29 protein-coding genes are annotated in these 24,571 nt (G+C 66.1%); 20 read left to right on the top strand and 9 right to left on the bottom strand.

Annotated elements, in window-relative coordinates; genetic code table 11:
- Window positions 1–18 precede the first annotated feature (18 nt).
- Window positions 19–1,212, bottom strand: coding sequence for an alpha-D-ribose 1-methylphosphonate 5-triphosphate diphosphatase (locus XH83_RS32795; RefSeq protein WP_194404710.1), 1,194 nt, complete (start codon window positions 1,210–1,212; stop codon window positions 19–21).
- Window positions 1,209–1,868 carry a chloramphenicol acetyltransferase gene (locus XH83_RS32790; protein WP_194404709.1) on the bottom strand — a complete coding sequence of 220 codons (660 nt, stop codon included), beginning with the start codon at window positions 1,866–1,868 and terminating at the stop codon, window positions 1,209–1,211. The genes XH83_RS32795 and XH83_RS32790 overlap by 4 nt, the downstream gene beginning before the upstream one ends.
- Before the next feature lie 172 nt (window positions 1,869–2,040).
- Here XH83_RS32790 and phnC point away from each other — a divergent pair, with 172 nt between their 5' ends.
- The 4 genes from phnC to phnE (XH83_RS32770) all read left to right on the top strand — a co-directional run bounded on the left by phnC (window position 2,041) and on the right by phnE (XH83_RS32770) (window position 5,642).
- Entirely contained in the window at window positions 2,041–2,850 is an 810-nt protein-coding gene (phnC, locus tag XH83_RS32785) for a phosphonate ABC transporter ATP-binding protein (RefSeq protein ID WP_194404708.1), read from the top strand.
- Between the two features lie 59 nt (window positions 2,851–2,909).
- A complete protein-coding gene (gene phnD, locus XH83_RS32780; protein WP_194404707.1) occupies window positions 2,910–3,845 on the top strand; it encodes a phosphonate ABC transporter substrate-binding protein in 936 nt (311 codons plus the stop codon).
- A gap of 70 nt (window positions 3,846–3,915) precedes the next feature.
- Entirely contained in the window at window positions 3,916–4,800 is an 885-nt protein-coding gene (gene phnE / locus XH83_RS32775; protein WP_194404706.1) for a phosphonate ABC transporter, permease protein PhnE, read from the top strand.
- The gene (phnE, locus tag XH83_RS32770) at window positions 4,797–5,642 is read left to right on the top strand and encodes a phosphonate ABC transporter, permease protein PhnE (protein ID WP_194404705.1); all 846 of its coding nucleotides are present in this window, start codon (window positions 4,797–4,799) and stop codon (window positions 5,640–5,642) included. Before phnE (XH83_RS32775) ends, phnE (XH83_RS32770) begins: the two co-directional genes overlap by 4 nt.
- 175 nt (window positions 5,643–5,817) lie before the next feature.
- On the opposite strand, the gene phnF is transcribed toward phnE (XH83_RS32770), so the two are convergent.
- Window positions 5,818–6,549 (bottom strand): phosphonate metabolism transcriptional regulator PhnF, encoded by a 732-nt coding sequence (phnF, locus tag XH83_RS32765; RefSeq protein ID WP_194404704.1) that lies wholly within the window; start codon window positions 6,547–6,549, stop codon window positions 5,818–5,820.
- A 120-nt stretch (window positions 6,550–6,669) separates the two neighbouring features.
- On the opposite strand from phnF, the gene phnG reads away from it, so the two are divergent.
- From phnG to XH83_RS32720, 9 genes are read left to right on the top strand one after another with little or no spacing between them, the layout of a single operon-like run.
- Window positions 6,670–7,146 (top strand): phosphonate C-P lyase system protein PhnG, encoded by a 477-nt coding sequence (phnG, locus tag XH83_RS32760; protein WP_194404703.1) that lies wholly within the window; start codon window positions 6,670–6,672, stop codon window positions 7,144–7,146.
- Window positions 7,147–7,150: 4 nt separating this feature from the next.
- Window positions 7,151–7,759, top strand: a complete 609-nt coding sequence (gene phnH, locus XH83_RS32755) for a phosphonate C-P lyase system protein PhnH (RefSeq protein ID WP_194404702.1) — start codon at window positions 7,151–7,153, stop codon at window positions 7,757–7,759.
- Between the two features lie 3 nt (window positions 7,760–7,762).
- A complete protein-coding gene (locus tag XH83_RS32750) occupies window positions 7,763–8,866 on the top strand; it encodes a carbon-phosphorus lyase complex subunit PhnI (protein ID WP_194404701.1) in 1,104 nt (367 codons plus the stop codon).
- Window positions 8,863–9,759, top strand: coding sequence for an alpha-D-ribose 1-methylphosphonate 5-phosphate C-P-lyase PhnJ (locus XH83_RS32745; protein WP_194404700.1), 897 nt, complete (start codon window positions 8,863–8,865; stop codon window positions 9,757–9,759). Before XH83_RS32750 ends, XH83_RS32745 begins: the two co-directional genes overlap by 4 nt.
- A complete protein-coding gene (gene phnK / locus XH83_RS32740) occupies window positions 9,752–10,549 on the top strand; it encodes a phosphonate C-P lyase system protein PhnK (RefSeq protein ID WP_194404699.1) in 798 nt (265 codons plus the stop codon). Before XH83_RS32745 ends, phnK begins: the two co-directional genes overlap by 8 nt.
- Before the next feature lie 22 nt (window positions 10,550–10,571).
- Entirely contained in the window at window positions 10,572–11,270 is a 699-nt protein-coding gene (gene phnL, locus XH83_RS32735) for a phosphonate C-P lyase system protein PhnL (protein WP_194408470.1), read from the top strand.
- 11 nt (window positions 11,271–11,281) lie between these two features.
- Entirely contained in the window at window positions 11,282–12,436 is a 1,155-nt protein-coding gene (locus XH83_RS32730) for an alpha-D-ribose 1-methylphosphonate 5-triphosphate diphosphatase (RefSeq protein ID WP_194404698.1), read from the top strand.
- The gene (gene phnN / locus XH83_RS32725) at window positions 12,433–13,029 is read left to right on the top strand and encodes a phosphonate metabolism protein/1,5-bisphosphokinase (PRPP-forming) PhnN (protein ID WP_194404697.1); all 597 of its coding nucleotides are present in this window, start codon (window positions 12,433–12,435) and stop codon (window positions 13,027–13,029) included. Before XH83_RS32730 ends, phnN begins: the two co-directional genes overlap by 4 nt.
- 22 nt (window positions 13,030–13,051) lie before the next feature.
- Window positions 13,052–13,663, top strand: a complete 612-nt coding sequence (locus XH83_RS32720) for a pyridoxamine 5'-phosphate oxidase family protein (RefSeq protein WP_194404696.1) — start codon at window positions 13,052–13,054, stop codon at window positions 13,661–13,663.
- A gap of 186 nt (window positions 13,664–13,849) precedes the next feature.
- Here XH83_RS32720 and XH83_RS32715 read toward each other — a convergent pair whose 3' ends face one another.
- Window positions 13,850–14,581: an SDR family NAD(P)-dependent oxidoreductase gene (locus tag XH83_RS32715; protein ID WP_194404695.1), complete on the bottom strand. Its 732-nt coding sequence runs from the start codon at window positions 14,579–14,581 to the stop codon at window positions 13,850–13,852.
- A gap of 393 nt (window positions 14,582–14,974) precedes the next feature.
- On the opposite strand from XH83_RS32715, the gene XH83_RS32710 reads away from it, so the two are divergent.
- The gene (locus XH83_RS32710; RefSeq protein WP_194408469.1) at window positions 14,975–15,178 is read left to right on the top strand and encodes a hypothetical protein; all 204 of its coding nucleotides are present in this window, start codon (window positions 14,975–14,977) and stop codon (window positions 15,176–15,178) included.
- Here XH83_RS32710 and XH83_RS32705 read toward each other — a convergent pair whose 3' ends face one another.
- The 4 genes from XH83_RS32705 to XH83_RS32690 form a co-directional block, all read right to left on the bottom strand.
- The gene (locus XH83_RS32705; protein WP_194404694.1) at window positions 15,179–15,682 is read right to left on the bottom strand and encodes a DUF6496 domain-containing protein; all 504 of its coding nucleotides are present in this window, start codon (window positions 15,680–15,682) and stop codon (window positions 15,179–15,181) included. It abuts the gene before it with no gap.
- Between the two features lie 68 nt (window positions 15,683–15,750).
- Window positions 15,751–16,533 (bottom strand): alpha/beta fold hydrolase, encoded by a 783-nt coding sequence (locus XH83_RS32700; protein WP_194404693.1) that lies wholly within the window; start codon window positions 16,531–16,533, stop codon window positions 15,751–15,753.
- Between the two features lie 4 nt (window positions 16,534–16,537).
- Window positions 16,538–17,833, bottom strand: a complete 1,296-nt coding sequence (locus XH83_RS32695) for an O-acetylhomoserine aminocarboxypropyltransferase (protein ID WP_194404692.1) — start codon at window positions 17,831–17,833, stop codon at window positions 16,538–16,540.
- 80 nt (window positions 17,834–17,913) lie between these two features.
- Window positions 17,914–18,714 carry an IclR family transcriptional regulator gene (locus XH83_RS32690; RefSeq protein ID WP_194404691.1) on the bottom strand — a complete coding sequence of 267 codons (801 nt, stop codon included), beginning with the start codon at window positions 18,712–18,714 and terminating at the stop codon, window positions 17,914–17,916.
- Between the two features lie 145 nt (window positions 18,715–18,859).
- Here XH83_RS32690 and XH83_RS32685 point away from each other — a divergent pair, with 145 nt between their 5' ends.
- From XH83_RS32685 to XH83_RS32660, 6 genes are read left to right on the top strand one after another with little or no spacing between them, the layout of a single operon-like run.
- A complete protein-coding gene (locus tag XH83_RS32685; RefSeq protein WP_194404690.1) occupies window positions 18,860–19,825 on the top strand; it encodes a tripartite tricarboxylate transporter substrate binding protein in 966 nt (321 codons plus the stop codon).
- A 3-nt stretch (window positions 19,826–19,828) separates the two neighbouring features.
- Window positions 19,829–20,446 carry a flavin reductase family protein gene (locus tag XH83_RS32680; RefSeq protein ID WP_194404689.1) on the top strand — a complete coding sequence of 206 codons (618 nt, stop codon included), beginning with the start codon at window positions 19,829–19,831 and terminating at the stop codon, window positions 20,444–20,446.
- A 53-nt stretch (window positions 20,447–20,499) separates the two neighbouring features.
- Entirely contained in the window at window positions 20,500–21,360 is an 861-nt protein-coding gene (locus tag XH83_RS32675) for a fumarylacetoacetate hydrolase family protein (RefSeq protein WP_194404688.1), read from the top strand.
- Between the two features lie 3 nt (window positions 21,361–21,363).
- Entirely contained in the window at window positions 21,364–22,167 is an 804-nt protein-coding gene (hpaH, locus tag XH83_RS32670) for a 2-oxo-hept-4-ene-1,7-dioate hydratase (RefSeq protein WP_194404687.1), read from the top strand.
- 25 nt (window positions 22,168–22,192) lie between these two features.
- Window positions 22,193–22,588: a RidA family protein gene (locus XH83_RS32665; protein WP_194404686.1), complete on the top strand. Its 396-nt coding sequence runs from the start codon at window positions 22,193–22,195 to the stop codon at window positions 22,586–22,588.
- A gap of 12 nt (window positions 22,589–22,600) precedes the next feature.
- Window positions 22,601–23,476 (top strand): amidohydrolase, encoded by an 876-nt coding sequence (locus tag XH83_RS32660; RefSeq protein ID WP_194404685.1) that lies wholly within the window; start codon window positions 22,601–22,603, stop codon window positions 23,474–23,476.
- 7 nt (window positions 23,477–23,483) lie between these two features.
- Here the strand turns inward: XH83_RS32660 and XH83_RS32655 are convergent, their stop codons facing one another.
- On the bottom strand, window positions 23,484–24,479 hold the full coding sequence (locus XH83_RS32655; RefSeq protein ID WP_194404684.1) for an LLM class flavin-dependent oxidoreductase: 996 nt from the start codon (window positions 24,477–24,479) through the stop codon (window positions 23,484–23,486).
- Window positions 24,480–24,571: the final 92 nt, after the last annotated feature.

Here is a 24,571-nt window from a genome sequence, read left to right as displayed (position 1 = left end):
TGCCTCAGCATAACCAATTTACGCCGCAACGACAGCCTCGCGCGGCGTCGCTGCCGCGGTGAGCAGCCGTGTCGCATCGGTGAGATGCACGAGCTTGCCGCCCGAGATCACCGCGATCAGCCGCGGCCGCAGCGGCACGCCGTCGTCGACCAGCAGGATATCTGCGCGGCGGCCTTCGGCGAGCACACCGCGATCGACAAGGCCGGTCGCGCGTGCGGGCCCGGCCGAGATCAGATCCCAGGCTTTCGTCAGCGGCAGCACGCCATCGGCAGCGAGCCGGAACGCGGCGAGCAGCTGCGCGGGATAATAATAGTCAGAGGCCAGCACCGAGCAGAGCCCCTTGGCGATCATGTCGGAGGCCCTGGTCCAGCCGGTGTGGCTGCCGCCGCGCACGACGTTCGGCGCGCCATAGACGATGGCGTCGCCATGGCTCGCCGCCGCCTGCGCCGTTTCCTCGTTGATCGGAAACTCCGCGATGTCGGCGCCGAGCTCGCGAAACTCCCGGCGCATCGCCGGCGTCGCGTCATCGTGCGAGAGCATCCGCACCTCGGCCGCGCGGGCCGTGGCGGCCAGCCGCGACACCGAAGCGGGCACCTCGTCGGCACGCGAGACCACGCGCTCGACCAGCCGGTCGAATTCTTCGCCCGACAGCCCGGTGCGCTCCACCATGCGGTTGCGCTTGCGCGGCTTGGCCATGTCGGCGACCGTGCCGTCCATGTGGTCGTTGAAGGCGAACAGGTCGACACGACCCTCGCTGAGCCATTGTGCGATCTCGGTCTCGGCCTCGAGATTGTAGGTTTCGTGCCTGAGATGGAAGCGGGTGTCGGCGGCGAATTGCGGGCGCTGCCGCTCGATCGCCTCCATCAGCCCGCGCGCATTGTCGCTGCTGCGCAGGCCCGGCTCCCACGAACAGGTCGTGGCGTGAAATACGGTGGTGATGCCGTTGCTGATCGCCTGGCGGTCGCTGTCGGCGAGCGCGACGTCGATCGGGAAGTCGACGCCGGCGCGCGGCATCATCTGGCGCTCGAAGGCATCGCCGTGAAGGTCGACGATGCCGGGCAGCACCAGCAGGCCCCGGGCGTCGATCGCCAGCCGGGTCCGGCCGCGCGAGGCGCCCACTTCTGCGATGTCCTGCCCGGACACCGCCAATGACGTTTCGACGATTTCAGTGCCGACCAGGGCCCGGCCGCCTTCAAGGAAAATGTCTGTCACGCGACCGCGCTTTGCTTGCTTGCAGGGGAAGCTGCCTGTGCTTCATACGTCGAGAGGAAATCTTCAATCCCGAGCTTGCGGAAATCGGGCAGCGCTTCACGCAATTTGTCGTGATCCCAGTCCCACCAGGCGAGCCGCGCGAGCCTTCCGGCGACGTCCTCGGAGAACCGCCGCCGCACGATGCGGGCCGGATTGCCGGCGACGATGGTGTAGGCCGGAACGTCCTTGGTCACGACAGCGCCGGCCGCGATCACCGCGCCGGTGCCGACGTCGCGGCCCGGCAGCACGATCGCGCCGTGGCCGATCCAGACATCGTGGCCGATATGAACGTGATGCTGCCGCCGCCAGTCGAAGAAATCGGCATCGTCGCTCTCGCCTTCGAAATAGGCGCTGGACCGATAGGTGAAATGCGCCTGCGTCGCGCGGTGCATCGGATGATTGCCGGGATTGATCCGCGTCATTGCCGCGATCGAGCAGAACTTTCCGATGGTGGTGTAGGTGATCTGGGCGTCGTTCACGACATAGGAGTAATCGCCCATCGCCACCTCCTGCAGGATCGTGCGCGCGCCGACCTCGGTGTAGGCGCCGAGCCGGGTCTCGTGCAGCTTGGCCGAGGGATCGATGGTCGGCAGGACCGAAAGCGCTTTGGCGGCCATGGTGAATCCGAAATGCGAGGCGGGCGTTCCTCTTCGATCGGCTTGATGACGGTGTCATGACGCGGCGATGACAGGGGATGAGGTGTGTAGGATCGCCGCATCGCAACGCATCTGTCACACAAGTGTTAAGCGCCGGCGTTAGCGGTGGGCCCCAGCTAATCTGGAGCCTTGCATGCTGGTGGTGGATGGTCTGACGTGTCGCTTCGGCGCGAAAGCCGCGGTGGACGACGCCTCGTTTCAAATCTCCCCCGGCGGCTTCGTCGGTGTGATCGGACGGTCCGGCGCCGGCAAGTCGACTCTGCTGCGGAGCATCAACCGCCTGGTGACGCCGACCGAGGGACGGATCTTGTTCGACGGCATCGACGTCACCGCGCTGCGCGGCAAGGAGCTGCGGCAATGGCGGGCGCGCTCGGCGATGATCTTCCAGCAGTTCAACCTGGTCGGCCGGCTCGATGTCCTCACCAATGTCCTGATGGGGCGGCTTGCGACGATGCCGGCCTGGCGCTCGTTGTCGCAAACCTGGCCGGAGCAGGACAAGGCGCTGGCTATGTCGGCGCTCGAGCAGTTCGACATCGCTTCACTCGCCGCGCAGCGCGCCGACCAGCTCTCCGGGGGGCAGCAGCAGCGCGTCGCGATCGCCCGTGCGCTGGTACAGCAGCCCGACATCATCCTTGCAGACGAGCCGATCGCCTCGCTCGATCCGCGCAACACCAAGATCGTGATGGATGCGCTGCTGCGCATCAACAAGCATTTCGGCATCACGGTGCTCTGCAACCTGCATTCGCTCGATCTGGCGCGCAGCTATTGCGACCGCCTGATCGGCATGGCGCAGGGGCGCGTGGTGTTCGACGGCGCGCCGTCCGCGCTGACCGACCACGTCGCCCGTGAGCTCTACGATCTCGAAGCCGCCGACGTCATGGGCGCGATGCCCGTGCCAGCGCCCGCTGGCGTGCCCGCGCTCGGAACGGCCGCGGCCGCCTGATCCATTCGTTTAGTTGCAAATCTTTGCGTCAACCGACCCCAACCGATGAAGAGGGTAACATGTTCACTCGCAGACTGGTTCTCGCCGGCGCCGCCGCGCTTGCGTTCACGGCCTCCGCCTCCGCCGACGACTGGAAGGCAAAATATCCCGAGCTGACCTTCGCCGTCGTCCCGGCCGAGAACGCTTCCGGCGTCACCGAGCGCTGGGCGCCGTTCATGAGCTACCTTTCGAAGGAGCTGGGCGTGAAGGTCACGCTGCGCATCGCCAATGACTATGCCGCGGTGATCGAAGGCCAGCGCGCCGGCAACATCCACATCGCCAGCTACGGCTCGGCCTCGTTCGCGCGTGCCCGCCTGACCGGCGTCAAGACCGACGCCTTCGCCAACGACATCAACGCTGACGGCTCCACCGGCTACTATTCGGTGTTCTTCGTCAAGGCGAGCAGCGCCTACAAGAAGATCGACGACCTCAAGGGCAAGAACATCGGCCTCGTCGATCCCAACTCGACCTCCGGCAACAACGTGCCGCGCTTCGAGCTCGACAAGATGGGCATCCACGATGCCGAGGGCTATTTCAGCAAGGTCGTCTTCACCGGCAGCCACGAGAACGCGATGCTGGCCTTGTCGCAAGGAACGGTCGACGTCGCGGCCAACCAGTGGACCACCGACGACGATTCGACGCTGGCGCAGATGTTGACCAAGGGCATGCTGAAGAATGCCGACGGCTCGGCGATGAAGAAGGACGACTTCCGGATCATCCACAAGTCGGCGCCGATCATCAACGGTCCCTACGCCTACAATTCCGACCTGCCTGATGACGCCAAGGCGGCCATCGCGAAGGCCTTTTTCGACGCGCCGGCGAAGGACAAGGCGGCGTTCGATCGCCTCCAGGACGGCCAGAAGAAGGGGTTCAACCACGCCACCACCAAGGACTGGGATGGCACGATCGAGCTGATCAAGTTCGTCGACGCGCTGCGTAAGAAGAAGGCGTCCTGAGTATCGGGACAACGCACCTGAGCCGGGTCCCTGGACCCGGCTCTTTCTTCGACGGGACCATCTCAAGCCGATGACGACAGCGGTTTCGATCCTCCCCGCCCAGCAGCTCGCCGTGCTCGACGCCGCCTATCGCCGGGCGGTCGGGCGCAAGCGGCTCCGCCTGCTGCTGGGAATCGTGATCTTCGGTGCGGCGCTGGTTCTCGCCGCGATCGGCGCGGAAGTGAATCTGCGCACGCTGTTCACGTATTTCGGCAATTTCGTCAGCTATTTCGATCGCATCCTCACGCTCGACAGCGGCCAGCGCGTCTGGACCGATGTCGGCGAGTGGCTGTGGGGCTGGCGCAAATGGCTGAAGATGCTGGGCGAGACCCTGCTGATCTCCTATGTCGGCACGCTGATCGGCGCGACTGTCGCATTTTGCCTCAATTTCTTCGCGGCCGAGAACACCTCGCCCGCGCCCTGGCTGCGCTTCGTCGTCCGGCGCCTGCTCGAATTCGCCCGCACCGTTCCCGGCATCGTCTTCGCGCTGGTGTTCGTGATCGCCTTCGGGCTCGGTCCGATGGCCGGCGTGCTCGCGATCGCGATCCATTCGACCGGCGCGCTCGGAAAGCTGTTCTCGGAGATCGTCGAGAACGCCGACATGAAGCCGGTCGAGGGCATCCGCTCCACCGGCGCCAGCTGGCTGTCCTGCATGCGCTTCGCGGTGGTGCCGCAGGTGACGGCGGGCTATGCCAGCTACGCACTGCTGCGCTTCGAGATCAACGTCCGCGAAGCCTCCGTCATGGGGTTCGTCGGTGCCGGCGGCATCGGCCAGGAGCTCGTCGTAGCCATCCGCAAATTCTATTATTCGGACGTCAGCGCCATCCTGCTCACCATCATCATCGCGGTTTTCATCATCGACATCACCACCAGCTGGCTGCGCGGCCGCCTGTTCGGCAAGGAGGCGCGGACGTGACGCCGCACGAGGTCGATCCGCGGGCGCTTCGCGCGCGCTATCCTGATGTGTTCGACCGGCCCGCCTCGGCGCGGCTCGCCATACCCGCGATGATCGTCGCGGCCTTTGCGGTACTCGTTTACGGCCTCGTCGATCTCGACTTCTCGCCGTCGCGATTCTTCGCGGGCCTCAGCCAGCTCGGCTGGATCACGTTGATGATGATCCCGCCTGATCCCGGCTCCTCGCTGCCGATCTATCTGAAAGCGCTCGGCGAGACGCTGTCGATCGCGCTGCTGGGGACGACGCTCGCCGCAATCTTCGCGTTGCCGGTCAGCCTGCTGGCCGCGCGCAACGTGGTGCCGTCGAACATCCTGCGCTTTCCGGTCCGTCGCTTTCTCGACTCGATCCGCGGCGTCGACACGCTGATCTGGGCGCTGGTGTGGATCAACGTCGTCGGGCTCGGCCCGTTCGCCGGCGTGCTCGCCATCGCCGTGTCGGATTTCGGAGCGTTCGGCAAGCTGTTCTCGGAGGCGATCGAAGGCGCCGACCAGAAGCAGGTCGAGGGCATCCGCGCCTCCGGCGGCAGCCCGCTGCACGAGATCCGCTTCGGCCTGCTGCCGCAGGTGCTGCCTGTCATCGCCGGCCAGGTGCTGTATTTCATCGAATCCAACACGCGCTCGGCCACCATCATCGGCATCGTCGGCGCCGGCGGTATCGGCCTCCAGCTCGCCGAGCAGATCCGCGTGCTGGAATGGCAGAAAGTGTCGTTCCTGATCCTGATGATTTTGGTTGCCGTCGCCGCGATCGATTTCATCTCCGGCAAGCTGCGCTTTGCGATCATCGGGCGTAGGGCGGTGGCCTGAGTTTTTTCCTTTCTCCCCCTTTGTGGGAGAAGGTGGCGCGAAGCGCCGGATGAGGGGTCTGTCTCCGCAAGTTCGGCGCGAGAGATTCGCTCGCGGAGAGAACCCCTCACCCGTCTCGCCGCAATTGCGGCGAGCCACCCTCTCCCACAAGGGGAGAGGGGAAGAAGCGGTCACGTCACCCGTTCTCCACCAGAAACTCGACTCGCTCGGCTGCAAACCGCGAGTGCTTCGTCATCAGCGGCTTGCCCTGGAGATCGTGGTCGGTCGCGTCCACCACCAGGATCGGGCGTCCCAGCGCGACATCCAGCCGTGCCGCGTCGGTGGCGTCCACGATGCCGGCGGTGATCCGGGTTGCGCCGCGGCGATAGTCGCGCACGCCATAATGCGCCAGCAGTTTCGTCATCGATCGCGTCGCTGCGAAGACGGCCCCCGCATTCGGAAACAGCTCGGCCGAGAGCCAGGTGGTGGAGACGCAGATCGGCGTGCGATCCGCGAGGCGGATCGCCTCGATCCGCACCAGCGGCGCGCCGGCCTTCAGGCCCAGCTCGCGCGCCAGCTCGCGGGTCGCGACATCGTCGGAGGCCTCGATCAGCTGGCCACGCGGCTCGCGGCCGCCGGCGCCGACGATCTCCGAGAAACGGGTGCGCGAGCGCAGAGGATAGGCGAGCTTCTGCGCCTCGACATAGGTTCCGCTGCCGCGCTCGGCGCGCACGAGGCCGCGCTCGGCGAGGGCCGCCAGTGCGCGTCGCACGGTGTGGCGGTTCACGCGATAGCTTTCGGCGATCTCCATCTCGCCCGGCAATTTGTCGCCGGCCGCAAAGCGGCCGTCGGCGATGCCGCGCTCGATGCCGTCGGCAACGAGGCGCCACAGCGCAACGCCGGACGATGCGGTGTCTTGCATGCTCATATCGCCGGTCAGCCTAGCCCAGAAATCACGCTCTTGTCACGAAACAGTCATGGCGCTCCCGTATGAAGTTGTCTATTATCATAGACAACTTCGGCGCGGCAAGTTCTGTCAAAAGGTTCGGTGGATCGGGTGACCCAGCACAACAACCAGCAAGCCCAGCGCAAGGCCGCGATGGCCGTGCTGGCGCACGCGGAGGCGGGCGAGATCGCCGCCCGTCTCCGCGACTTGGCCCTGGATTTGGCCCTGCCGGCCCATCAGGACCTGCGCGCGCCCGAAAACGGCCTCGTCATGCTGCGCGGCCGGGTCGGCGGTGACGGCGCGCCCTTCAATCTCGGCGAAGCTACGGTGTCGCGCGCAGCGGTGCGGCTTGCGAGCGGCGAGGTCGGCTTCGGCTACACGCTCGGGCGCGACGGTGAAAAGGCGCGGCTGATCGCGCTGTGCGATGCGCTGGTGCAATCCCGTGATTTCGGCGGCGCCGTGGAGCGCGACGTGATCGCGCCGTTGCGGGAGCAGCTCATGGTCAGGCGCCAGCAGGAAGCGGCCGAGACCGCTGCGACGAAGGTTGATTTCTACACCATGGTGCGCGGTGAGGGGTGAGATCATGACCACGATTGCGGAATTGCCGCCGGGGTTCGCCGACAAGGTGCTGTCGGCGCAATCGACCTTTCGCTCCGTCATGGACGCGATGGCGCGGCCCGGCTCGGTCCAGCGCATCGTGCCGGGAGCGGGGGCGCCCGAAACGATGATGCGCGGCACCGCCGCGATCGCGCTGACGCTGTTCGATCACGATACGCCGCTCTGGCTCGATGCGCGGATGGCTGAGAGTCTGGACGTCGTGAAATGGCTGAAATTCCACACCGGTGCGCCGGTGGTGCAGGATTCTTCCATCGCGAGTTTTGCACTGATCAGTGACGGCGCGGTGCTTCCTCCGCTCGAGCGATTCGCGCTCGGCACCAGCGAATATCCGGATCGCTCGACCACGGTCATCCTCCAGGTCGAGAGCCTCGACGCAGGCCGCAGCTTCGAGCTGCGCGGTCCCGGCATCGACGGCGCCGCGACGTTGCAGGCTTCGATCAAGCCGTTCGATCTGTTCGAGCGCCTGCGGTTCAACGAGCCGCTGTTTCCGCGCGGCATCGACTTGGTGCTGGTCGCCGATGACTCGGTGGTCGCGATCCCCCGCACCATTCGCGTCGTGAGCAAGGGAAGCTGAAGCATGTATGTCGCAGTCAAAGGCGGCGAACGCGCCATCGAGAACGCCCATCGCCTGCTCGCCCATAAGCGGCGCGGCGACCAGGACGTTGCGGAGGTTTCGCTCGACCAGATCTCGGAGCAGCTCGGCCTTGCCGTGGACCGCGTCATGAGCGAAGGCTCGCTCTACGACCGCGAGCTCGCGGCGCTCGCGATCAAGCAGGCACGCGGCGATCTGATCGAGGCGATCTTCCTGGTCCGCGCCTTCCGCGCCACGCTGCCGCGTTTCGGCGCCAGCGAGCCGGTCGATACCGGCGCGATGCGCGTGCAGCGGCGGGTGTCCTCGACCTTCAAGGACATTCCCGGCGGCCAGATCTTAGGTCCGACCTTCGACTACACCCACCGCCTGCTCGATCCCTCGCTCGCGCAAGGATTTGCGCCGGAGGCTCCGGCCACGGCGGAAGCCTCCACCGCGCCGACGCCGCGCGTGACCGACATTCTCGGCCGCGACGGGCTGATCGAATCCTCGCCGCAGGCCGAGGACGGCGCCGGCGTCGGCGATCTCACCCGCGAGCCGCTGAATTTTCCGGCCGATCGCGATCTGCGCCTGCAAAACCTCGCGCGCGGCGACGAAGGATTCCTGCTGGCGATGGGCTATTCCACCCAGCGCGGCTATGGCCGCAACCATCCCTTCGCCGGCGAGATCCGCTTCGGCGAGGTCGAGGTGGAATTTTTGGCGGAAGACGCCGGCTTCGCCGTGCCGCTCGGCGCGATCGAGCTGACCGAGTGCCAGATGGTCAACCAGTTCAAGGGCTCGGCGACCGAAGCGCCGTGCTTCACCCGCGGCTATGGCCTCGCCTTCGGCCAGAGCGAGCGCAAGACCATGTCGATGGCACTGGTCGACCGCGCGCTGCGTGCCCGCGAGCTCGGCGAGGAGGTGCGTGCACCCGCGCAGGACGAAGAGTTCGTCATGTCGCATTCGGACAACGTCCAGGCGACCGGCTTCGTCGAGCATCTCAAGCTGCCGCATTATGTCGACTTCCAGTCCGAGCTCGGCCTGCTGCGCAAGCTGCGGAAAGAATTTGCCGATGCCCAGACGCCCGATGCCATGAAGGAGGCCGCGGAATGAACGCGCCGGCCTATAATTTCGCCTATCTCGACGAGCAGACCAAGCGGATGATCCGCCGGGCGATCCTCAAGGCGATCGCGATCCCCGGCTATCAGGTGCCGTTCGCCAGCCGCGAGATGCCGATGCCCTATGGCTGGGGCACCGGCGGCGTGCAGGTCACGGCGGCGATCCTCGGTCCTTCCGACGTGCTGAAGGTGATCGACCAGGGCTCCGACGACACCACCAACGCGATCTCGATCCGCAAATTCTTCGCCAAGACCGCCGGGGTCGCCACCACCACGGCGACGGAAGAGGCGACCGTGATCCAGACCCGTCACCGCATCCCCGAGGCAGCGCTCGGCGAAAACCAGGTGCTGGTCTACCAAGTGCCGATCCCTGAGCCGCTGCGCTTCCTCGAGCCGCGCGAGACCGAGACGCGGCGCATGCATGCGCTCGCCGAATACGGCCTGATGCATGTGAAGCTCTATGAGGACATCGCCCGCTTCGGCCACATCGCGACCGCCTATGCCTATCCGGTCAAGGTCAATGCGCGCTACGTGATGGATCCCTCGCCGACGCCGAAATTCGACAATCCCAAGATGGACAATTGCCCGGCGCTGCAATTGTTCGGCGCCGGCCGCGAGAAGCGCATCTACGCGATTCCGCCCTATACGCAAGTGGTGTCGCTCGATTTCGAGGATCACCCGTTCGAGCCCTATCGCTTCAACGCGCCCTGCGCGCTGTGTGCGGCCGAAAATTCCTACCTCGACGAGATCGTCACCGACGACAAGGGCGGGCGCATGTTCGTCTGCTCGGACACCGATTATTGCGAGGGCCGTCAGGCCGCCGGCCATCGCGGCAGCCTTAGCGCTGCGCCCTACAAGGAGAAGGCGCAGGAGGCGTCGAATGGCTGATCCAGACCTGCACGAGAACGACGAGCCGCTGCTGGTCGCGACATCGCTCGGCAAGTCCTTCGGCCGCATCGCCGCGTGCCGCGACGTCTCGTTCTCGCTCTATCCCGGCGAGGTGCTGGCGATCGTCGGCGAATCCGGCTCGGGCAAGTCGACGCTGCTGCAGCTGCTGTCGGGTCAGCTCGCCGCCAGTGCCGGCCACGTCTCCTACCGAATGCGCGACGGTGTCGCGCGCGATCTCGCCACGCTCGGCGAGGCCGAGCGGCGTTTCCTGTTTCGCACCGATTGGGGTTTCGTTCACCAGGATCCGGCGCAGGGCCTGCGCATGGCTGTCTCGGCCGGCGCCAATGTCGGCGAGCGGTTGATGGCGGTGGGCTGGAACCACTACGGCCGCATTCGCGACACCGCGTCCGACTGGCTGACCCGCGTCGAGATCGACACAGCGCGCATCGATGATGCGCCGCGCACCTATTCCGGCGGCATGCGCCAGCGGCTCCAAATCGCGCGCAACCTCGTCACCGAGCCGCGGCTGGTGTTCATGGACGAGCCGACCGGCGGACTCGATGTGTCGGTGCAGGCCCGCCTGCTCGACCTCCTGCGCAGCCTCGTCGCCGAGCTGAACCTCGCCGTCATCATCGTCACCCACGATCTCGCGGTCGCGCGCCTCTTGTCGCATCGCGTGATGGTGATGAAGGGCGGACGCGTCATCGAGACCGGTCTCACCGACCAGGTGCTCGACGATCCCCGCGAGCCCTATACCCAGCTCCTTGTCTCCTCGATTCTGCCGCCATGAGCCTTTCGATATGAGCATTGCAATGACCGCCATGATCGACATCGCCGATGCCAACAAGACCTTCACGATGCACCTGCAGGGCGGCATCGAGCTGCCGGTCGTGCGCGGCGTGACCTTCCAGGTCAATCCCGGCGAGTGCGTCGTGCTCTCGGGGCCATCGGGTGCCGGCAAGTCGTCGATCCTGAAGATGATCTTCGGCAATTACCGCTGCGATAGCGGCCGCATCGGCATCCGCCATCGCGGCGCGCTGATCGATCTCGCCAGCGCCGAGCCGCGCCAGGTGCTCAACGTCCGCCGTGCCACCATCGGCTATGTCAGCCAGTTCCTGCGAGCGGTGCCGCGGGTTGCAACCATCGACGTCGTCGCCGAGCCCCTGATCGTGAACGGCATGGCCCGCGCCGATGCGCAGGCCCGCGCCGGCGAGTTGCTGCATCGTCTCAACATCCCGGAGCGGCTGTGGCAGCTTCCGCCCGCGACCTTCTCCGGCGGCGAGCAGCAGCGCGTCAACATCGCGCGCGGCTTCATCTCGGACCTGCCGATCCTGCTGCTCGACGAGCCTACCGCCTCGCTCGATGCCGCCAACCGCGCTGTGGTGGTCGAACTGGTCGCTGAAAAGAAACGCCAGGGTGTTGCCATGGTCGCCATTGTCCATGACGACGAAATCCGCCATTTGATTGCCGACCGTATCGTCGACGTCACCAGCTTTGCCGCCGCCGCCTGAAGGACATGGACATGAACGCCCCGAAGGACATCGTGATCGCCAATGCCAGGATCGTGCTGGCGGACCGGGTGATCGAGCAAGGCTGGCTCGCCCTTGCCAATGGCCGCATTGCCGAGATCGGCGATGGGACAGCGCCAGCAGGAGCGGAGGATGCCGGTGGCGACCTCATCATGCCCGGCCTGATCGAGCTCCACACCGATCATCTCGAAGCCCATTACGTGCCGCGGCCAAAAGTGTTCTGGAATCCCGTCGCGGCCGTGATCTCCTATGACGGCCAGCTCGCCACGTCAGGCATCACCACGGTGTTCGATTCGCTCCGGGTCTGGCGCGAGGACGGCGCCGAGGAGGTGGACGGCCGTGCCGGCGTGCTGGCCGCAGCGATCGCCACGGCGCGTGACGCCAGCCTGCTGCGCGCCGACCATTTCCTGCATCTGCGCTGCGAGATCCCGATGCCGAGCGTGGTCGAGGAGGCCAGGGAGCTGATCGACCGTCCCGACGTCAAGCTGATGTCGCTGATGGATCACACCCCCGGCCAGCGCCAGTTCCGCGACGAAGGCAAGCTGCGCGACTATTACCGCGGCAAGAACGGCGGCAAGACCGATGCCGAGCTCGACGAGCTGTTCGCAAAGCGCTTCGAATATCAGAAGCAATACGCCGCCGCCAACATGCGCGAGATCGTCGCGCTGGCGCATCAGTACAACATCCCGCTCGCCAGCCACGACGACACCACCGAGGAGAACGTCGCGGATGCCGTGCGCGATCGCGTCTCGGTCGCCGAATTCCCGACCACGCTGGAGGCCGCGCGCGGCCTGCACGAGGCAGGCATCGACATCCTGATGGGCGCGCCGAACGTCGTGCGCGGCGGCTCGCATTCCGGCAACATCGCCGCGGTCGATCTCGCCCGCGAAGGCTTGCTCGATATCCTCTCGTCGGACTACATCCCGTCCAGCCTGCTGATGGCCGCGCTGCATCTTCCCGAGCATGTGCCGGCGATCAGCCTTCCGGCGGCGGTCCGCACGGTGACGAAGGCGCCCGCCGAGGCGGTTGGCCTCACCGACCGCGGCGAGGTTGCGGCCGGCAAGCGCGCAGATCTGATCCGCGTGCACGTCGCCGGCCACGTTCCCGTCGTCCGCAGCGTCTGGCGCGAGGGACACCGCGTCGCATGAGCGGGATCGCGGCCACGGCGCAGGGCGAGGCGGGGGCGATCGGCCCCGGCCGGCTCGTGCTCGTGGTCGGCCCCAGCGGCGCCGGCAAGGACACGTTGCTGCGGCTCGCGCAGGCGGCCTGCGCCGGTGATCGCGACATCGTCTTTCCGCGCCGTGTCGTGACGCGTGCGTCGTCGGCCGATGAAGACAATATCGCGGTCAGCCCGGACGAATTCCGCCGTGCGCGCGAGCACGGCGATTTCGCCGTGCACTGGGACGCGCATGGGCATTCCTACGCACTGCCGCGCGAGATCAACGGCGATATCCGTGCCGGCCGCACGGTCGTCGCCAACGTCTCGCGCACCGTGCTTGGCGCCCTGCGCCGGGCCTACGCCGATGTCGTGGTGGTCGCGATCACCGCGCCGCCGGAGGTCCTGGCCGCGCGGCTTGCCGCGCGCGCGCGGCAGAGCGATGGCGACATCGCGGAGCGTCTCACCCGCAGCGTCGATGACGCCTCGGCGCAGGCCGATGTCACGATCCTCAACGCCGGCAGCGCGGACCGTCACAGCCGCGAGCTCGTGAGCGTCATCAGGAACCAAGGCCGGCAGGAATAGCCACTGCGACCAGGAGAACGGAATGACGGTGATCACGACGGTCGAGCAACTGGAAGCCATCTACGGCGTCACCAATGACGCCTCGACCGTGAAAGTCGCCGACCACGTCACCCCGCTCTACCGGATCTTCATCGAGAAGGCGCCGTTCGCCGCGCTCGCCACCATCGGGCCCGAAGGCATCGATTGCTCGCCGCGCGGCGATCTGCCCGGCTTCGTCCGCATCCACGACCCCAAGACGCTGATGCTGCCGGATCGCCGCGGCAACAACCGCGTCGATTCCTTGCGCAACATCGTGCGCGACCCAAGGGTGTCGCTGATGTTCCTGATCCCCGGCTCGGGCAACGCGACCCGTGTCAACGGCCGCGCCCATCTCTCGGTCGATCCCGAACTGCTGGCCTCGTTCAAGGTCGAAGGCAAGGCGCCGCGCAGCGTCATGGTGATGAAGGTCGACGAGATCTACTTCCAATGCGCCCGCGCCATCGTCCGCTCCGACCTCTGGAATCCCGACAAGCGCGTTGATCCCAAGACCCTGCCGACGCCCGGTCAGATTCTCGCCGAGATGAGCGACAACAAGGTCGGCGGCGACGAATATGATCGGATCTGGCCGGAACGCGCAGCCGCTACGATGTGGTGATTGTCTTACCCTCTCCCCTTGCGGGAGAGGGTGGCTCGACGCAATAGCGGCGAGACGGGTGAGGGGTATCTCTCCATTCGCGCATCTCTCGCGATCGAGTTCGTGGAGAGATACCCCTCATCCAGCTCTTCGCGCCACCTTCTCCCACACGGGGAGAAGGAAAGTGGAGATTGCCGCTTCGCCCCCTCAATTGAACGCCATACCGCCGCTCAGCGCGATCGTCTGTCCGGTCATATAGGCATTGTCCACCAGCAGCATCACCGCCTTGGCCACCTCGTCCGCCGTTCCGAAGCGGCCGAGCGGGATGCGGCTGACGAGCTGGGGCTGGCCGCTCATCATGTCGGTCTCGATCAGCGACGGCGCCACCGCATTGACGGTGATGCCGTCCTTCACCAGCCGCGCCGCATAGCCTCGCGTCAAGCCCTCCATGCCGGCCTTGGATGCATTGTAGTGCGGTCCGATAGAGCCAGCGCCGCGCGCTGCGCCCGAGGAGATGTTGACGATGCGGCCCCATTTCCGCGCGCGCATCGAGGGCAGCACCGCCTGCGTGCACAGGAAGACGGATTTCAGATTGACCAGGATCGTTTGGTCGAAATCCTCCTCGGTGAGATCCTCGATGCCGCGCGTGATGGCGATGCCGGCGTTGTTGATGAGGATGTCGATCGGTCCGAGCCCGCCTGTCACGCGTTCGACCAAGCCGGCCACGGCCCCGGCTTGCGAGACGTCGGCGGCAACGACGATGGCGCGGCCGCCCTGCTTGACGATCTCGCCTGCAAGCTGCTCGGCTTGGCCGATCTGTTCGCGGCAGTTGATCGCCACCGCCGCGCCTGATGCGGCCAGCGCGCGACAGACGGCAGCGCCAATCCCGCGCGAGCCGCCGGTCACGAGCGCGGTGCGTCCTTTCAAATCATGCGTCATCGCTGGACCTCCCGGTTCTTCTGTTCTGTAGGCTGCTGGAATCCTATCATGACGACTGCGTGCCCGCGTTGAACTCATCGCGAGATGAATCCAATTGCCGGTGCTTGCCGCAGGAGAAGCGCTCTGGTGCCGTCATCGCAAATATGGAGAGCCATTTCATTGACCAATCGCCCCGATCGCTCGATAGTCGCAGCATAGAAACTGCTCCTCAAGCCAAAGCCGCCATATGAGAGCCGATCGCCAGCGCAATCCCAACGACATGCATGCGTGCATGACGCGGCGCTGTTTCTCGGCGGCCACCGGCGCCCGTTGTTATTGCTGATCGCCTTCCAGCAACAGCCCACACGACAAATCTCAAAACAGGAACGCCGGGACCTCGGCGAGCGAGCAGTCATGTCCCAAGCCCAATCGAACGCCTACATCATCGAGATCCACGACCGCGCCGCCGGCATCGTCACCAGAGACCAGCGCGGCTTCCGTTTTTTCTCCTCCGAGCGGCTGTTCGACAGTCTCGAAGGCCGCCAGTTCCGCTCGGCGCGCGAGGCTGAACGCGCCGCACGCGCGGTGCTCTCCGAGCGGGGCCGGCGTCTCAGTTGATCAGCTGCGGCGGCGCGCCCTGGTGCGTGCCGCCTTCTTTGCGGCGGCCGAGCGGACCTTGGCACCCTTGGTATGGCTCGCCTTGCGCGCGGCCGCCGAACGCGACGCGGCGCTTCGCCGGCTCGCGGCACGCTTGCTTTGCTTCGACAGCGCGCTCCGCGACGCGGTCGAGCGCGGCTCCTTCTTCAACACGCCTTCGACGGCGCGCGACACACGCGGCCTACGCTTCGGCGTGCGTTTGCCCTGGCCGACCTCGTAGGCATATTTGGCGCTGCGGCGCGTCGACTTTTTGGCTTTTCCCTTGCGCGGAGGCGGTAGGTCGACGCCGGCCCGGCGTGCTTCGGAGAGGCCGATCGCGATGGCCTGCTTCGTCGAGCGCGCGCCGTGCTTGCCCTTGCGGATCCTATCGATCTCATCCTTGACGAATTCGCCGGCCTGCGTGCTGGCCGATTTGCCCGCGCGCTTGTCCTGCTTCGCTTTGCGAATCACTTCTTGTCTTGGCATGGGGTGAGTTCCCTCAACATGTACAGGGATGTCTCACCGCAACGCGCGAGAGGATCGATTGATCCTTTTCAGCTCCGTAAGGCCGCCAGCAGTTCGTCTGGCCGCTCGGCCATGATCATGTGGCCGGCGCCCGGCACCACGACGGTTTTTGCATGTGGAATCGCGGCGGCAAGCGCCTTGCCTGCCTTCGCAGGCGTCATCATGTCCCGCTCGCCGAGGATCAGCGTCGTCGGTACCTTGACGGTCGCCGCGGCGGCAAGCGCATTTGCATAGGCGTTGCAGGCCGACAGATCCCTGAACAGCACACCCGGCTCGCAAGCCTTCAACACGGCCTGCGCGCCGCCATGCATCCACAGGCCCGGCGCAAGGCTGCCGCCGAGCTCGGCGTTGAAGCCGAGGCCCCAGATCGACACCATGTCGTTGGCATCCTGCGAATTGGCTTCGGCGGCCTTCAGGAGATCCGGGCCCACCGTCATGGTCGCGGCGGTGCCGATCAGGCTGAGCGCTGAGACCTTGTCGGGATGACGCGCGGCGGTCTCCAGCGAGATCAGCGATCCCATGGAATGGCCGATCAGATGCGCCTTCGCGGCGCCTGCGGCATCGAGCAGCGCCGCGGTCCAGTCCGCCATCTCGGCGATGCTGCCGAGCGAGGGGCCGGCCGAACGGCCGTGCCCGGGAAGGTCAGGGGCGAGCACGGCAAAGCCGTGATGGGCGAACCAGCGCGTGTGCAGCGCCCAGGTGGAATGGTCGAAGCCGGCGCCATGGATGAAGACGACCGCGGGCAGCGACTTGTCGAAGTCGCGGCCGCCGGTGGCGGCGAACACCTCGAGGCCGTTGACGGAGAGCTTCATGGTGTCAGACCTTCTGCGAGACGCGCAGCGCCTGCGCGAGATCGTCGATGATGTCGCGCGCGGTCTCGATGCCGACCGAGAGCCGCACCAATTCCTCGCCGATGCCGGCCGCCTTGAGCTGTTCGGCGTCCATCTGCTGATGCGTGGTCGAGGCCGGGTGGATCACCAGCGTCTTGGCGTCGCCGACATTGGCGAGATGGCTGATCATGCGCAGGCTCTCGATGAATTTGCGCCCTGCAGGCCGTCCGCCCTTGATGCCGAAGGAGATGATCGAGCCCGCGCCGCGCGGCAGGAGCTGCTTGGCGAGCTGATAATCCGTGTGCGTCTCCAGCGAGGGATGCAGCACCCAGTCGACCGCCTTGTTGGACTTCAGGGCTTCCAGCACGAGGTGCGTGTTCTGCATGTGGCGGTCCATGCGCACGCCCAGCGTCTCGACGCCCTGCAGCAGCTGGAACGCATTGGTCGGCGACAGGCAGGCGCCGAAATCGCGCAGGCCTTCGGTGCGCGCGCGCATGATGAAGGCCGCCGTGCCGAACTGCTCGTCGAAGACGATGCCGTGATAGCCGCCATAGGGCTCGGTCAGCACGCCGAACTTGCCCGATACGCGCCAGTCGAAACGGCCGCCGTCGATGATCGCCCCGCCGATCGCGATGCCGTGGCCGCCGATCCATTTGGTCGCCGAATGCATGACGATGTCGGCCCCAAGCTCGATGGGACGGCTGAGATAGGGAGTGGCAAAGGTGTTGTCGATCAGCAGCGGAATCTTGGCGTCATGCGCGATCTGCGCGACCTTGGGAATGTCGAGCACCTCGAGCCCGGGATTGCCGATGGTCTCGCCGATCACGAGCCTGGTGTTGGGCTTGATGGCGCTGCGGAACGCGTCGAGATCGCGCGGCTTCACAAACGTCGTGGTGATGCCGAAGCGCGGCAGCGTGTGCGCCAGCAAATTGATGGTGCCGCCATAGAGCGAGCTCGACGCCACGATGTGGTCGCCGGCGTTGAGCAGCGTGGCGATCGCCAGATGCAGCGCGGCCATGCCGCTCGCGGTGCAGATCGCGCCGACGCCGCCTTCGAGCGCCGCGAGCCGCTCTTCCAGCACCCCGGTGGTCGGATTGGAGATGCGCGTATAGATGTGGCCGGCACGCTCCAGATTGAACAGCGCGGCCGCGTGATCGGAATCCTGGAACACGTAGGACGTGGTCTGGTAGATCGGCACCGCGCGGGCCCCGGTCACGGGGTCTGGATGCTGGCCCGCATGCAGGCTCAGGGTCTCGAAGGCAGGCGGTTTCGGCGCGGGCATGCATGGCCTCGTTGGGTCGGTCGCGAGGCGGTCGTTTTGCCACAAAACGGCGCGCGGCGTCAGCCCATTGACAGCGCAGGTTATCCCCCGATCGCCTGCTCGATGATCTTGGCCTCCCGCAGCAGGATCTCCGCAACCTCCTGCTCCCGCCTTGGGCCGAGCCTCGTCCGCACCGCGGAGACGGTCATCGCCGCGGCCGGCCGCCCGTCCGGGGTCTTGATCCAGGTCGAGATCGACTTCGTGCCCTGCACGAGGCCGATCTCGCGCATGCCGTATCCCAGCCGCCGCGCGGCGGTGATCTCGCCCAGGACCGTCGCCGTGTCGGTCCGGTAAGCCTCGAACCGCTTCTCGTTGGCTGCGACGATCTTTCGCGCCTCCTGCGCCGGCATCGCGGCGAGGATGGCGACGCCCGCGCTGGAGACGCCGAGCGGCCGGCGCGCGCCGACCTCGATCGACAGCACCTGGATCGGATAGATGCCGATCCTGCGGTCGACGCACAGCGTATCGTTGCCGGTTCGTACCGTCAGAAACAGCGTGTCGCCGATCTCGGCGGACGCGCGCCGCAGCGAGGGATTGGCGGCGACCAGCAGCGGCGACGGCCGCGGCCGTGCCAGCGCCAGCTCCGGCACCTGGTTGCCGATCGCGTAGCGGCCGCTGCGCTCGTGCCGTTCGACGATGCCTTCCTCGATCAGCACGTGGACGATGCGATGCACGGTGGGGCGGGTGAGACCGGTCGCCCGGATCACCTCGGCCAATGGCACACCGTCCTCGCGGCCTGCGGCAAGAATACGCAGCACGGCGAGGGCGCGCCGGATCGCCTGCGCGCCCTGTCGCGGTGCCAGCGCGCCGCGGCCGGCTTTCGCGGAATTTGTTTTGTCCATAATATGGACAAGAACGCCACAATTCACTCGACAGGACAAGAGCGCATCTGGAGATTGCGCCGCGATCGAGATGCCGTCCTCGTTTTCCTTGGGCGACGCCAGCGGCATTCGACGTGGAAATTGGAAGCGCTGCCGGGAGGTTAACATGAGATTAATCTGGATTGCCGTAGCCGCCGCTGCCGCGATGCTGGCGGGGCCCGTATCGGCCCAGCAATGGCCGGCCCGCAGCGTCAAGCTGATCGTGCCTTATCCCGCCGGCGGCAATGTCGACAGCGCCGCGCGCATCGTCGCCGACAAGCTTCAGGAAAAGCTCGGCCAGCCCTTCATCATCGAGAACAAGGCCGGCGCCGGCGGCATGATCGCGGGCGAAGCCTTCGCGAAATCGGCGCCCGACGGCTACACGCTGTTCGTCGGCGCCAACGGTCCGGTGCTGTTCGCGACCGAGATCAACAAGCGCGAAGCCTATAATTGGAAAAAGGACTTCATGCCGATCTCGACGATCTCGATGACGCCCTTGGTGCTCGAGGTGCATCCGTCGGTGCAGGCCAACACTTTCAAGGATTTCATCGAGCTCGCCAAGCGCGAGCCCGGCAAGCTGACGATGGCATCGCCCGGTCCCGGCACCACCAACCATCTGCTCAGCGAGCTGATGCAGGAGAACCTCGGCCTGCAATGGGTCACCGCGCATTACCGCGGCAACGCGCCGGCGATCAACGATCTGCTCGGTGGGCAGGTGCAGTTCGCCTTCGACCAGCTCACGGTCAGCCTGCAGCACATCAAGGCCGGCCTGTTCCGCGCGCTCGCCGTCACCTCACCGCACCGCCTGAAGTCGCTGCCGGACGTGCCGACCTTCGCCGAGCTCGGCTACAAGGACTTCGACGGCCAGACCTTCACCGGCCTGTTCGCGCCCGCGGGTACGCCGGCGCCTGTCATCGACAAGCTGCACGAGACGCTGGTCGCGATCCTCAGAGATCCCGCCGTGGTCGACAAATTCGAAAAACTCGGCGGCGAAGCCGCGCCGATGACGCCGGACGAATTCAAGGCCTATCTCGAGCGCGAGGACGCCAAGTGGATTCCGGTCGTGCGCAAGGCCAACATCAGGGCGGATTGATCGATGCGGATCGATCCCGGCGAGCTCGGCGCGGAGCGCATCTACCGGCTGATGACCGGCATCGTGGTGCCGCGCCCGATCGCGTGGGTCGCTAGCCTGTCGGCCAAGGGCGTGCTCAACCTCGCGCCCTTCAGCGCCTTCACCTTCGTCTCGCAGAAGCCGCCGATGCTCGCCATCAGCGTCGGCCGCAAGGGCGCCGACTACAAGGACACCGCGCACAACATCCTCGACACCGAGGAATACGTCATCCACATCGCCGACACCCCGCTGATGCAGGCCTTGCACGACTCGTCGGTCGAGCATCCCCCTGAGATCAGCGAGGTCGCGCATCTCGGGCTCGAGACGATCGCGAGCGAGCGCATCAAGGTGCCGCGGCTTAGCCTTGCACCGGTCGCGATGGAATGCCGTTTCCGGCAGTGCCTGGAATTCGGTGACGCCAAGAGCCGGCTCATCGTCGGCGAGGTCGTGATGTTTCACATCCGCGACGGCCTCGTGAATGACGGCAAGGTCGAAACCAAAGCGCTCGACCCCATCGCGCGCATCGGCGGCCCCCGTTACGCCCGGCTCGGCGAGATCGTGACGCTGAACACGGTGTTCCAGACGCCCAAATCGAAAGACTGAACGCGCAGGCCTGTCACCGGCCAGGACGCCTCGACATCATCGGAGGAATGACAATGCGACTCCTGACCTATCTCGTCGACGGAGAGCCGCGTTACGGCGCGGCCGTCGACGGCGGCGTGATCGACCTGACCAGGCGGATCGGCCGCGACTTCTCGGACGTCAGGGCGCTGATCGCGGGCAATGGGTTGGGCGATGCGCAGGAAGCCATCGCCGGACAAAAGCCCGACTACGCGTTGGACAAGCTCGTGCTGCTGCCGCCGGTGCTGGCGCCGGAGAAGCTCTGGTGCATCGGCGTCAATTACGCCGAGCGCAACGCCGAATACAAGGACAATTCGGACCTGCCTAAATATCCCAGCCTGTTCGTGCGCAGCATGTCCTCGATGACCGGCTCGGGCCAGCCGCTGGAGAAGCCGAAAGTGTCGGACCAGCTCGACTACGAAGGCGAGCTCGTCATCGTGATCGGGCAGGGCGGCCGGCACATCCCGCGCGAGAATGCGTGGTCCCACATCTTCGGCATGACGCTGTGCAACGAGGGCACGATCCGCGACTGGCTGCGCCACGGCAAGTTCAACGTCACGCAGGGCAAGAATTTCGATCGCTCCGGGAGCATCGGCCCGTGGATCGTCACGTCGGACGAATTGGATCCGCGCGGACCGCACGACATCACCACGCGCGTCAACGGCGAGGTGCGGCAGCAGGACACGACCGAGCGGCTGATGTTCCCGTTCGACTTCCTGATCTCCTATCTCTCGACCTTCGCGACGCTGAAGCCCGGCGACCTGATCGTCACGGGCACGCCGACTGGCGCCGGCGCGCGCTTCGATCCGCCGCGTTGGCTGAAAGCCGGCGACATCGTCGAGGTCGAGTCGAGCCGCATCGGCGTGCTCAGCAACATTGTCGCGGCGGAGCAGTAGACCATGCTGGATGCCGCCACGATCGAACGCCTTGCCGCGCGCCTCGACGAGGCCGAGCGGACCAAGACGCTGATCCCGATGTTCACGAAGGAGCATCCCGATTTCAGCATCGAGGATGCCTACGCCGTCCAGCGCGCCTGGACGAAACTCCAGCTCGGCCGCGGCCGCGTCGTCAAGGGCCACAAGATCGGCCTGACCTCCAAGGCGATGCAGAACGCGGTCGGCATCTCCGAGCCCGATTACGGCGTGCTGTTCGCCGACATGTTCTACGCCGATGCCACGCCGATCCCGTTCGACCGCTTCCATGCGCCGCGCATCGAGGTCGAGCTGGCCTTCGTGCTGAAGGCGCCGCTGCAGGGGCCCGACTGCACCATCTTCGACGTGCTCAACGCCACCGATTACGTCACGCCGGCTCTGGAAATCCTGGAGACGCGCATGCACCGCGTCGACCCCGAGACCGGCAAGACGCGCAAGGTCATGGACACGATCTCGGACAATGCGGCCAATGCCGCGCTGGTGCTCGGCGGCCGGCCGTTCCGCCCGATGGACGCGGATTTGCGCTGGATCGGCGCGCTTCTGTTCCGCAACGGCGAGGTCGAGGAGACCGGGCTTGCGGCCGGCGTGCTCAACCATCCCGCCAACGGCATCGCCTGGCTGGCCAATCGTCTCGCGCCGCATGACGAGCATCTCAAAGCTGGCGAGGTCGTGCTGGCGGGATCGTTCACGCGGCCCGTCGACATCCGGCGCGGCGACACGTTCCACGCCGACTACGGCCCGTTCGGCTCGGTGTCGTGCCAGTTCGCCTGAACCAACACGTAAGAGGGAGCGCACAGTGACAAGTCAAAAACGGCGCAAGAGCATCCACATCGGCGGCTTCAAGCACGTCAACCCGATCCCGAACGCCTGCCGCATCGGCAATCTCGTGATGTCGGGCGTCATCCTCGGCCGCGACCCCGCGACCAACGCGATGCCGGAGAGTCTCGACGCCCAATGTGCCAACATGTTCGCGCATATGAAGGCGACGGTGGAAGCCGCCGGCGGCACCACCGACGACATCATCAAGATGACGGTATGGCTGAAGGACCGCGGCAACCGCGGCCCCGTCAATGTCGAGTGGCTGAAGATGTTTCCGGACGAGCATTCGCGCCCGGCGCGGCACGCGCTGCCGATGGACAATATGGACGGCGGCGCACTGGTCAGTTGCGACTTCACCGCCGTGATCGACTGAAGGAGTTTTGGCATGCCGACCTATCTGCCGTTCGATCCCAACCCGCGCCGCCCCAGCAAGGCGCCGCCGCCGAAAACCGTCGACAGCCAGTTTCACGTGCTGGGTCCGATCGAGAAATATCCGGAACGCCCCGGTGCGGCCTATCGGATGCCGACCGCGACCTGGGAAGCGGCATTGCACATGCACAGGGCGCTCGGCATCGAGCGCGGCATCATCGTGCAGACCACGACCTACGGCGCCGATCATGCCGTCGTGCTCGACGGCTTGGCCGCGATGGGTCCGAACTATCGCGGCTGCGCCAACGCGCTTGTGTTTGCGGAAGCGGACGATGCTTATCTTGCCAAGCTGCATGACGCCGGCGTGCGCGGCGCGCGCTTCAGCTTCCGCCAGGAGCTAGGCGCCGTACTGTCGGACGCCGATTTCGCCCGCGCCATCGCGCGCATCCGCGAGCTCGGCTGGTACGCCAAGATCCAGCCGGAGAAGGACGGCATCATGTCGAGCGTCGCCAAATACGAGAATCTCGACGTGCCCGTGCTGATCGATCACATGGCCCGCCCCGATCCCGAGGCCGGCAGGAACGATCCGAATTTGCGCAAGATGCTGGAGCTGCTGGCCAAGGGCAATTTCTGGGTGATGCTGTCGCTCGGCGAGAAGACCTCGAAGACAGGCGCGCCCTATGACGACGTCATCCCGATCGCGCGCGCCTATATCGAGGCCGCTGTCGAGCGCTGCGTCTGGGCCTCTGACTGGCCGCATCCGGTGTCGGTGAAGCAGCCACCCAACGATGCCGACCTGCTCGAGCTGATGTACCGCTACGTCGCGGACCAGGCCGAGCTGGAAAAGATATTGGTGCACAATCCGGCGAAGTTGTTCGGGTTTGCGGATTAGGGCCCGCTCACGCCCCCAACCTCTCCCGCACCTCGGCCGCGATCTCGAACGAGCGCAGCCGTGCATCGTGGTCGTATATCTGCCCGGTGGCGATCAGCTCGTCCGCGCCGGTCTCGGCGATCAACGTCTTCAGCTTCGCTTCGACCACATCCGGCGAGCCGACCGCGGAGCACGACAGCGACTGGCCGACCATGGCTTTTTCCGCCGGCGACCACCGCGCGTCCATGTCGTCGACCGGCGGCGGCAGCGGACCCGGCGTGCCGCGGCGCAGATTGATGAACGCCTGCTGCAGCGAGGAGAAGATCCGCCGCGCCTCATCATCGCTATCGGCGGCGAACACGTTGACGCCGATCATCGCATAGGGCTTGTCGAGCTGCGCTGACGGCTCGAAACGCGCGCGATATTCGCGCAGCGCCGGCATCATCATCTGCGGCGCGAAATGCGAGGCGAAGGCGAACGGCAAGCCGAGCATCGCGGCAAGCTGCGCGCCAAAGGTGCTCGACCCCAAAATCCACAGCGGCACCTTGGTCCCCATGCCGGGCACGGCGCGGATTGCCTGGTTCGGCTGCGCCTCGCCGAGCAGGGCCTGCAGCTCCAGCACGTCGTGCGGAAAGTTCTCGGAGCTCGTCGCGAGGTCGCGCCGCAGCGCCCGTGCGGTGAACTGGTCGGTGCCCGGCGCGCGGCCCAGCCCGAGATCGATCCGCCCGGGATAGAGCGATTCCAGCGTGCCGAACTGCTCGGCGATGATCAGCGGCGAATGGTTCGGCAGCATGATCCCGCCGGAGCCGACGCGGATCGTCTTGGTGCCGCCGGCGATGTGCCCGATCACCACGGACGTTGCCGCGCTGGCGATGCCGGTCATGTTGTGGTGCTCGGCCAGCCAGAACCGCTTGTAGCCCCAGCCTTCCGCATGCCGGGCCAGATCGAGCGAGTTGCGAAACGCCTGCGCGGCGTCGCCGCCCTGTCGGATGGGCGCGAGGTCGAGCACGGAGAAAGGGATCATGAGGAATACCGGCGAGGAGGAACTGCGCCACCACATGTAGTGTCGGTGCGTAGGATGGGTAGAGCACTTGCCAAACCCATCATCTTCGCCGC

Origin of the sequence: Bradyrhizobium sp. CCBAU 53351 (assembly GCF_015291745.1) — a bacterium.
In the GTDB taxonomy this organism is placed as follows: Bacteria; Pseudomonadota; Alphaproteobacteria; order Rhizobiales; family Xanthobacteraceae; genus Bradyrhizobium.
The sequence above is the reverse complement of the archived record's forward strand: the minus strand, read 5'-3'. Positions and strand labels throughout refer to the sequence as shown.

Excerpts from the sequence above, each read along its gene's own strand:
- XH83_RS32790 (WP_194404709.1), bottom strand. The coding sequence starts at position 1,868 with ATGGCCGCCAAAGCGCTTTCGGTCCTGCCGACCATCGATCCCTCGGCC.
- phnC (WP_194404708.1), top strand. The coding sequence starts at position 2,041 with ATGCTGGTGGTGGATGGTCTGACGTGTCGCTTCGGCGCGAAAGCCGCG.
- phnD (WP_194404707.1), top strand. The coding sequence starts at position 2,910 with ATGTTCACTCGCAGACTGGTTCTCGCCGGCGCCGCCGCGCTTGCGTTC.
- phnE (WP_194404706.1), top strand. The coding sequence starts at position 3,916 with ATGACGACAGCGGTTTCGATCCTCCCCGCCCAGCAGCTCGCCGTGCTC.
- phnF (WP_194404704.1), bottom strand. The coding sequence starts at position 6,549 with ATGAGCATGCAAGACACCGCATCGTCCGGCGTTGCGCTGTGGCGCCTC.
- phnH (WP_194404702.1), top strand. The coding sequence starts at position 7,151 with ATGACCACGATTGCGGAATTGCCGCCGGGGTTCGCCGACAAGGTGCTG.
- XH83_RS32750 (WP_194404701.1), top strand. The coding sequence starts at position 7,763 with ATGTATGTCGCAGTCAAAGGCGGCGAACGCGCCATCGAGAACGCCCAT.
- XH83_RS32745 (WP_194404700.1), top strand. The coding sequence starts at position 8,863 with ATGAACGCGCCGGCCTATAATTTCGCCTATCTCGACGAGCAGACCAAG.
- phnK (WP_194404699.1), top strand. The coding sequence starts at position 9,752 with ATGGCTGATCCAGACCTGCACGAGAACGACGAGCCGCTGCTGGTCGCG.
- phnL (WP_194408470.1), top strand. The coding sequence starts at position 10,572 with ATGACCGCCATGATCGACATCGCCGATGCCAACAAGACCTTCACGATG.
- XH83_RS32730 (WP_194404698.1), top strand. The coding sequence starts at position 11,282 with ATGAACGCCCCGAAGGACATCGTGATCGCCAATGCCAGGATCGTGCTG.
- phnN (WP_194404697.1), top strand. The coding sequence starts at position 12,433 with ATGAGCGGGATCGCGGCCACGGCGCAGGGCGAGGCGGGGGCGATCGGC.
- XH83_RS32720 (WP_194404696.1), top strand. The coding sequence starts at position 13,052 with ATGACGGTGATCACGACGGTCGAGCAACTGGAAGCCATCTACGGCGTC.
- XH83_RS32715 (WP_194404695.1), bottom strand. The coding sequence starts at position 14,581 with ATGACGCATGATTTGAAAGGACGCACCGCGCTCGTGACCGGCGGCTCG.
- XH83_RS32710 (WP_194408469.1), top strand. The coding sequence starts at position 14,975 with ATGTCCCAAGCCCAATCGAACGCCTACATCATCGAGATCCACGACCGC.
- XH83_RS32705 (WP_194404694.1), bottom strand. The coding sequence starts at position 15,682 with ATGCCAAGACAAGAAGTGATTCGCAAAGCGAAGCAGGACAAGCGCGCG.
- XH83_RS32700 (WP_194404693.1), bottom strand. The coding sequence starts at position 16,533 with ATGAAGCTCTCCGTCAACGGCCTCGAGGTGTTCGCCGCCACCGGCGGC.
- XH83_RS32695 (WP_194404692.1), bottom strand. The coding sequence starts at position 17,833 with ATGCCCGCGCCGAAACCGCCTGCCTTCGAGACCCTGAGCCTGCATGCG.
- XH83_RS32690 (WP_194404691.1), bottom strand. The coding sequence starts at position 18,714 with ATGGACAAAACAAATTCCGCGAAAGCCGGCCGCGGCGCGCTGGCACCG.
- XH83_RS32685 (WP_194404690.1), top strand. The coding sequence starts at position 18,860 with ATGAGATTAATCTGGATTGCCGTAGCCGCCGCTGCCGCGATGCTGGCG.
- XH83_RS32680 (WP_194404689.1), top strand. The coding sequence starts at position 19,829 with ATGCGGATCGATCCCGGCGAGCTCGGCGCGGAGCGCATCTACCGGCTG.
- XH83_RS32675 (WP_194404688.1), top strand. The coding sequence starts at position 20,500 with ATGCGACTCCTGACCTATCTCGTCGACGGAGAGCCGCGTTACGGCGCG.
- hpaH (WP_194404687.1), top strand. The coding sequence starts at position 21,364 with ATGCTGGATGCCGCCACGATCGAACGCCTTGCCGCGCGCCTCGACGAG.
- XH83_RS32660 (WP_194404685.1), top strand. The coding sequence starts at position 22,601 with ATGCCGACCTATCTGCCGTTCGATCCCAACCCGCGCCGCCCCAGCAAG.
- XH83_RS32655 (WP_194404684.1), bottom strand. The coding sequence starts at position 24,479 with ATGATCCCTTTCTCCGTGCTCGACCTCGCGCCCATCCGACAGGGCGGC.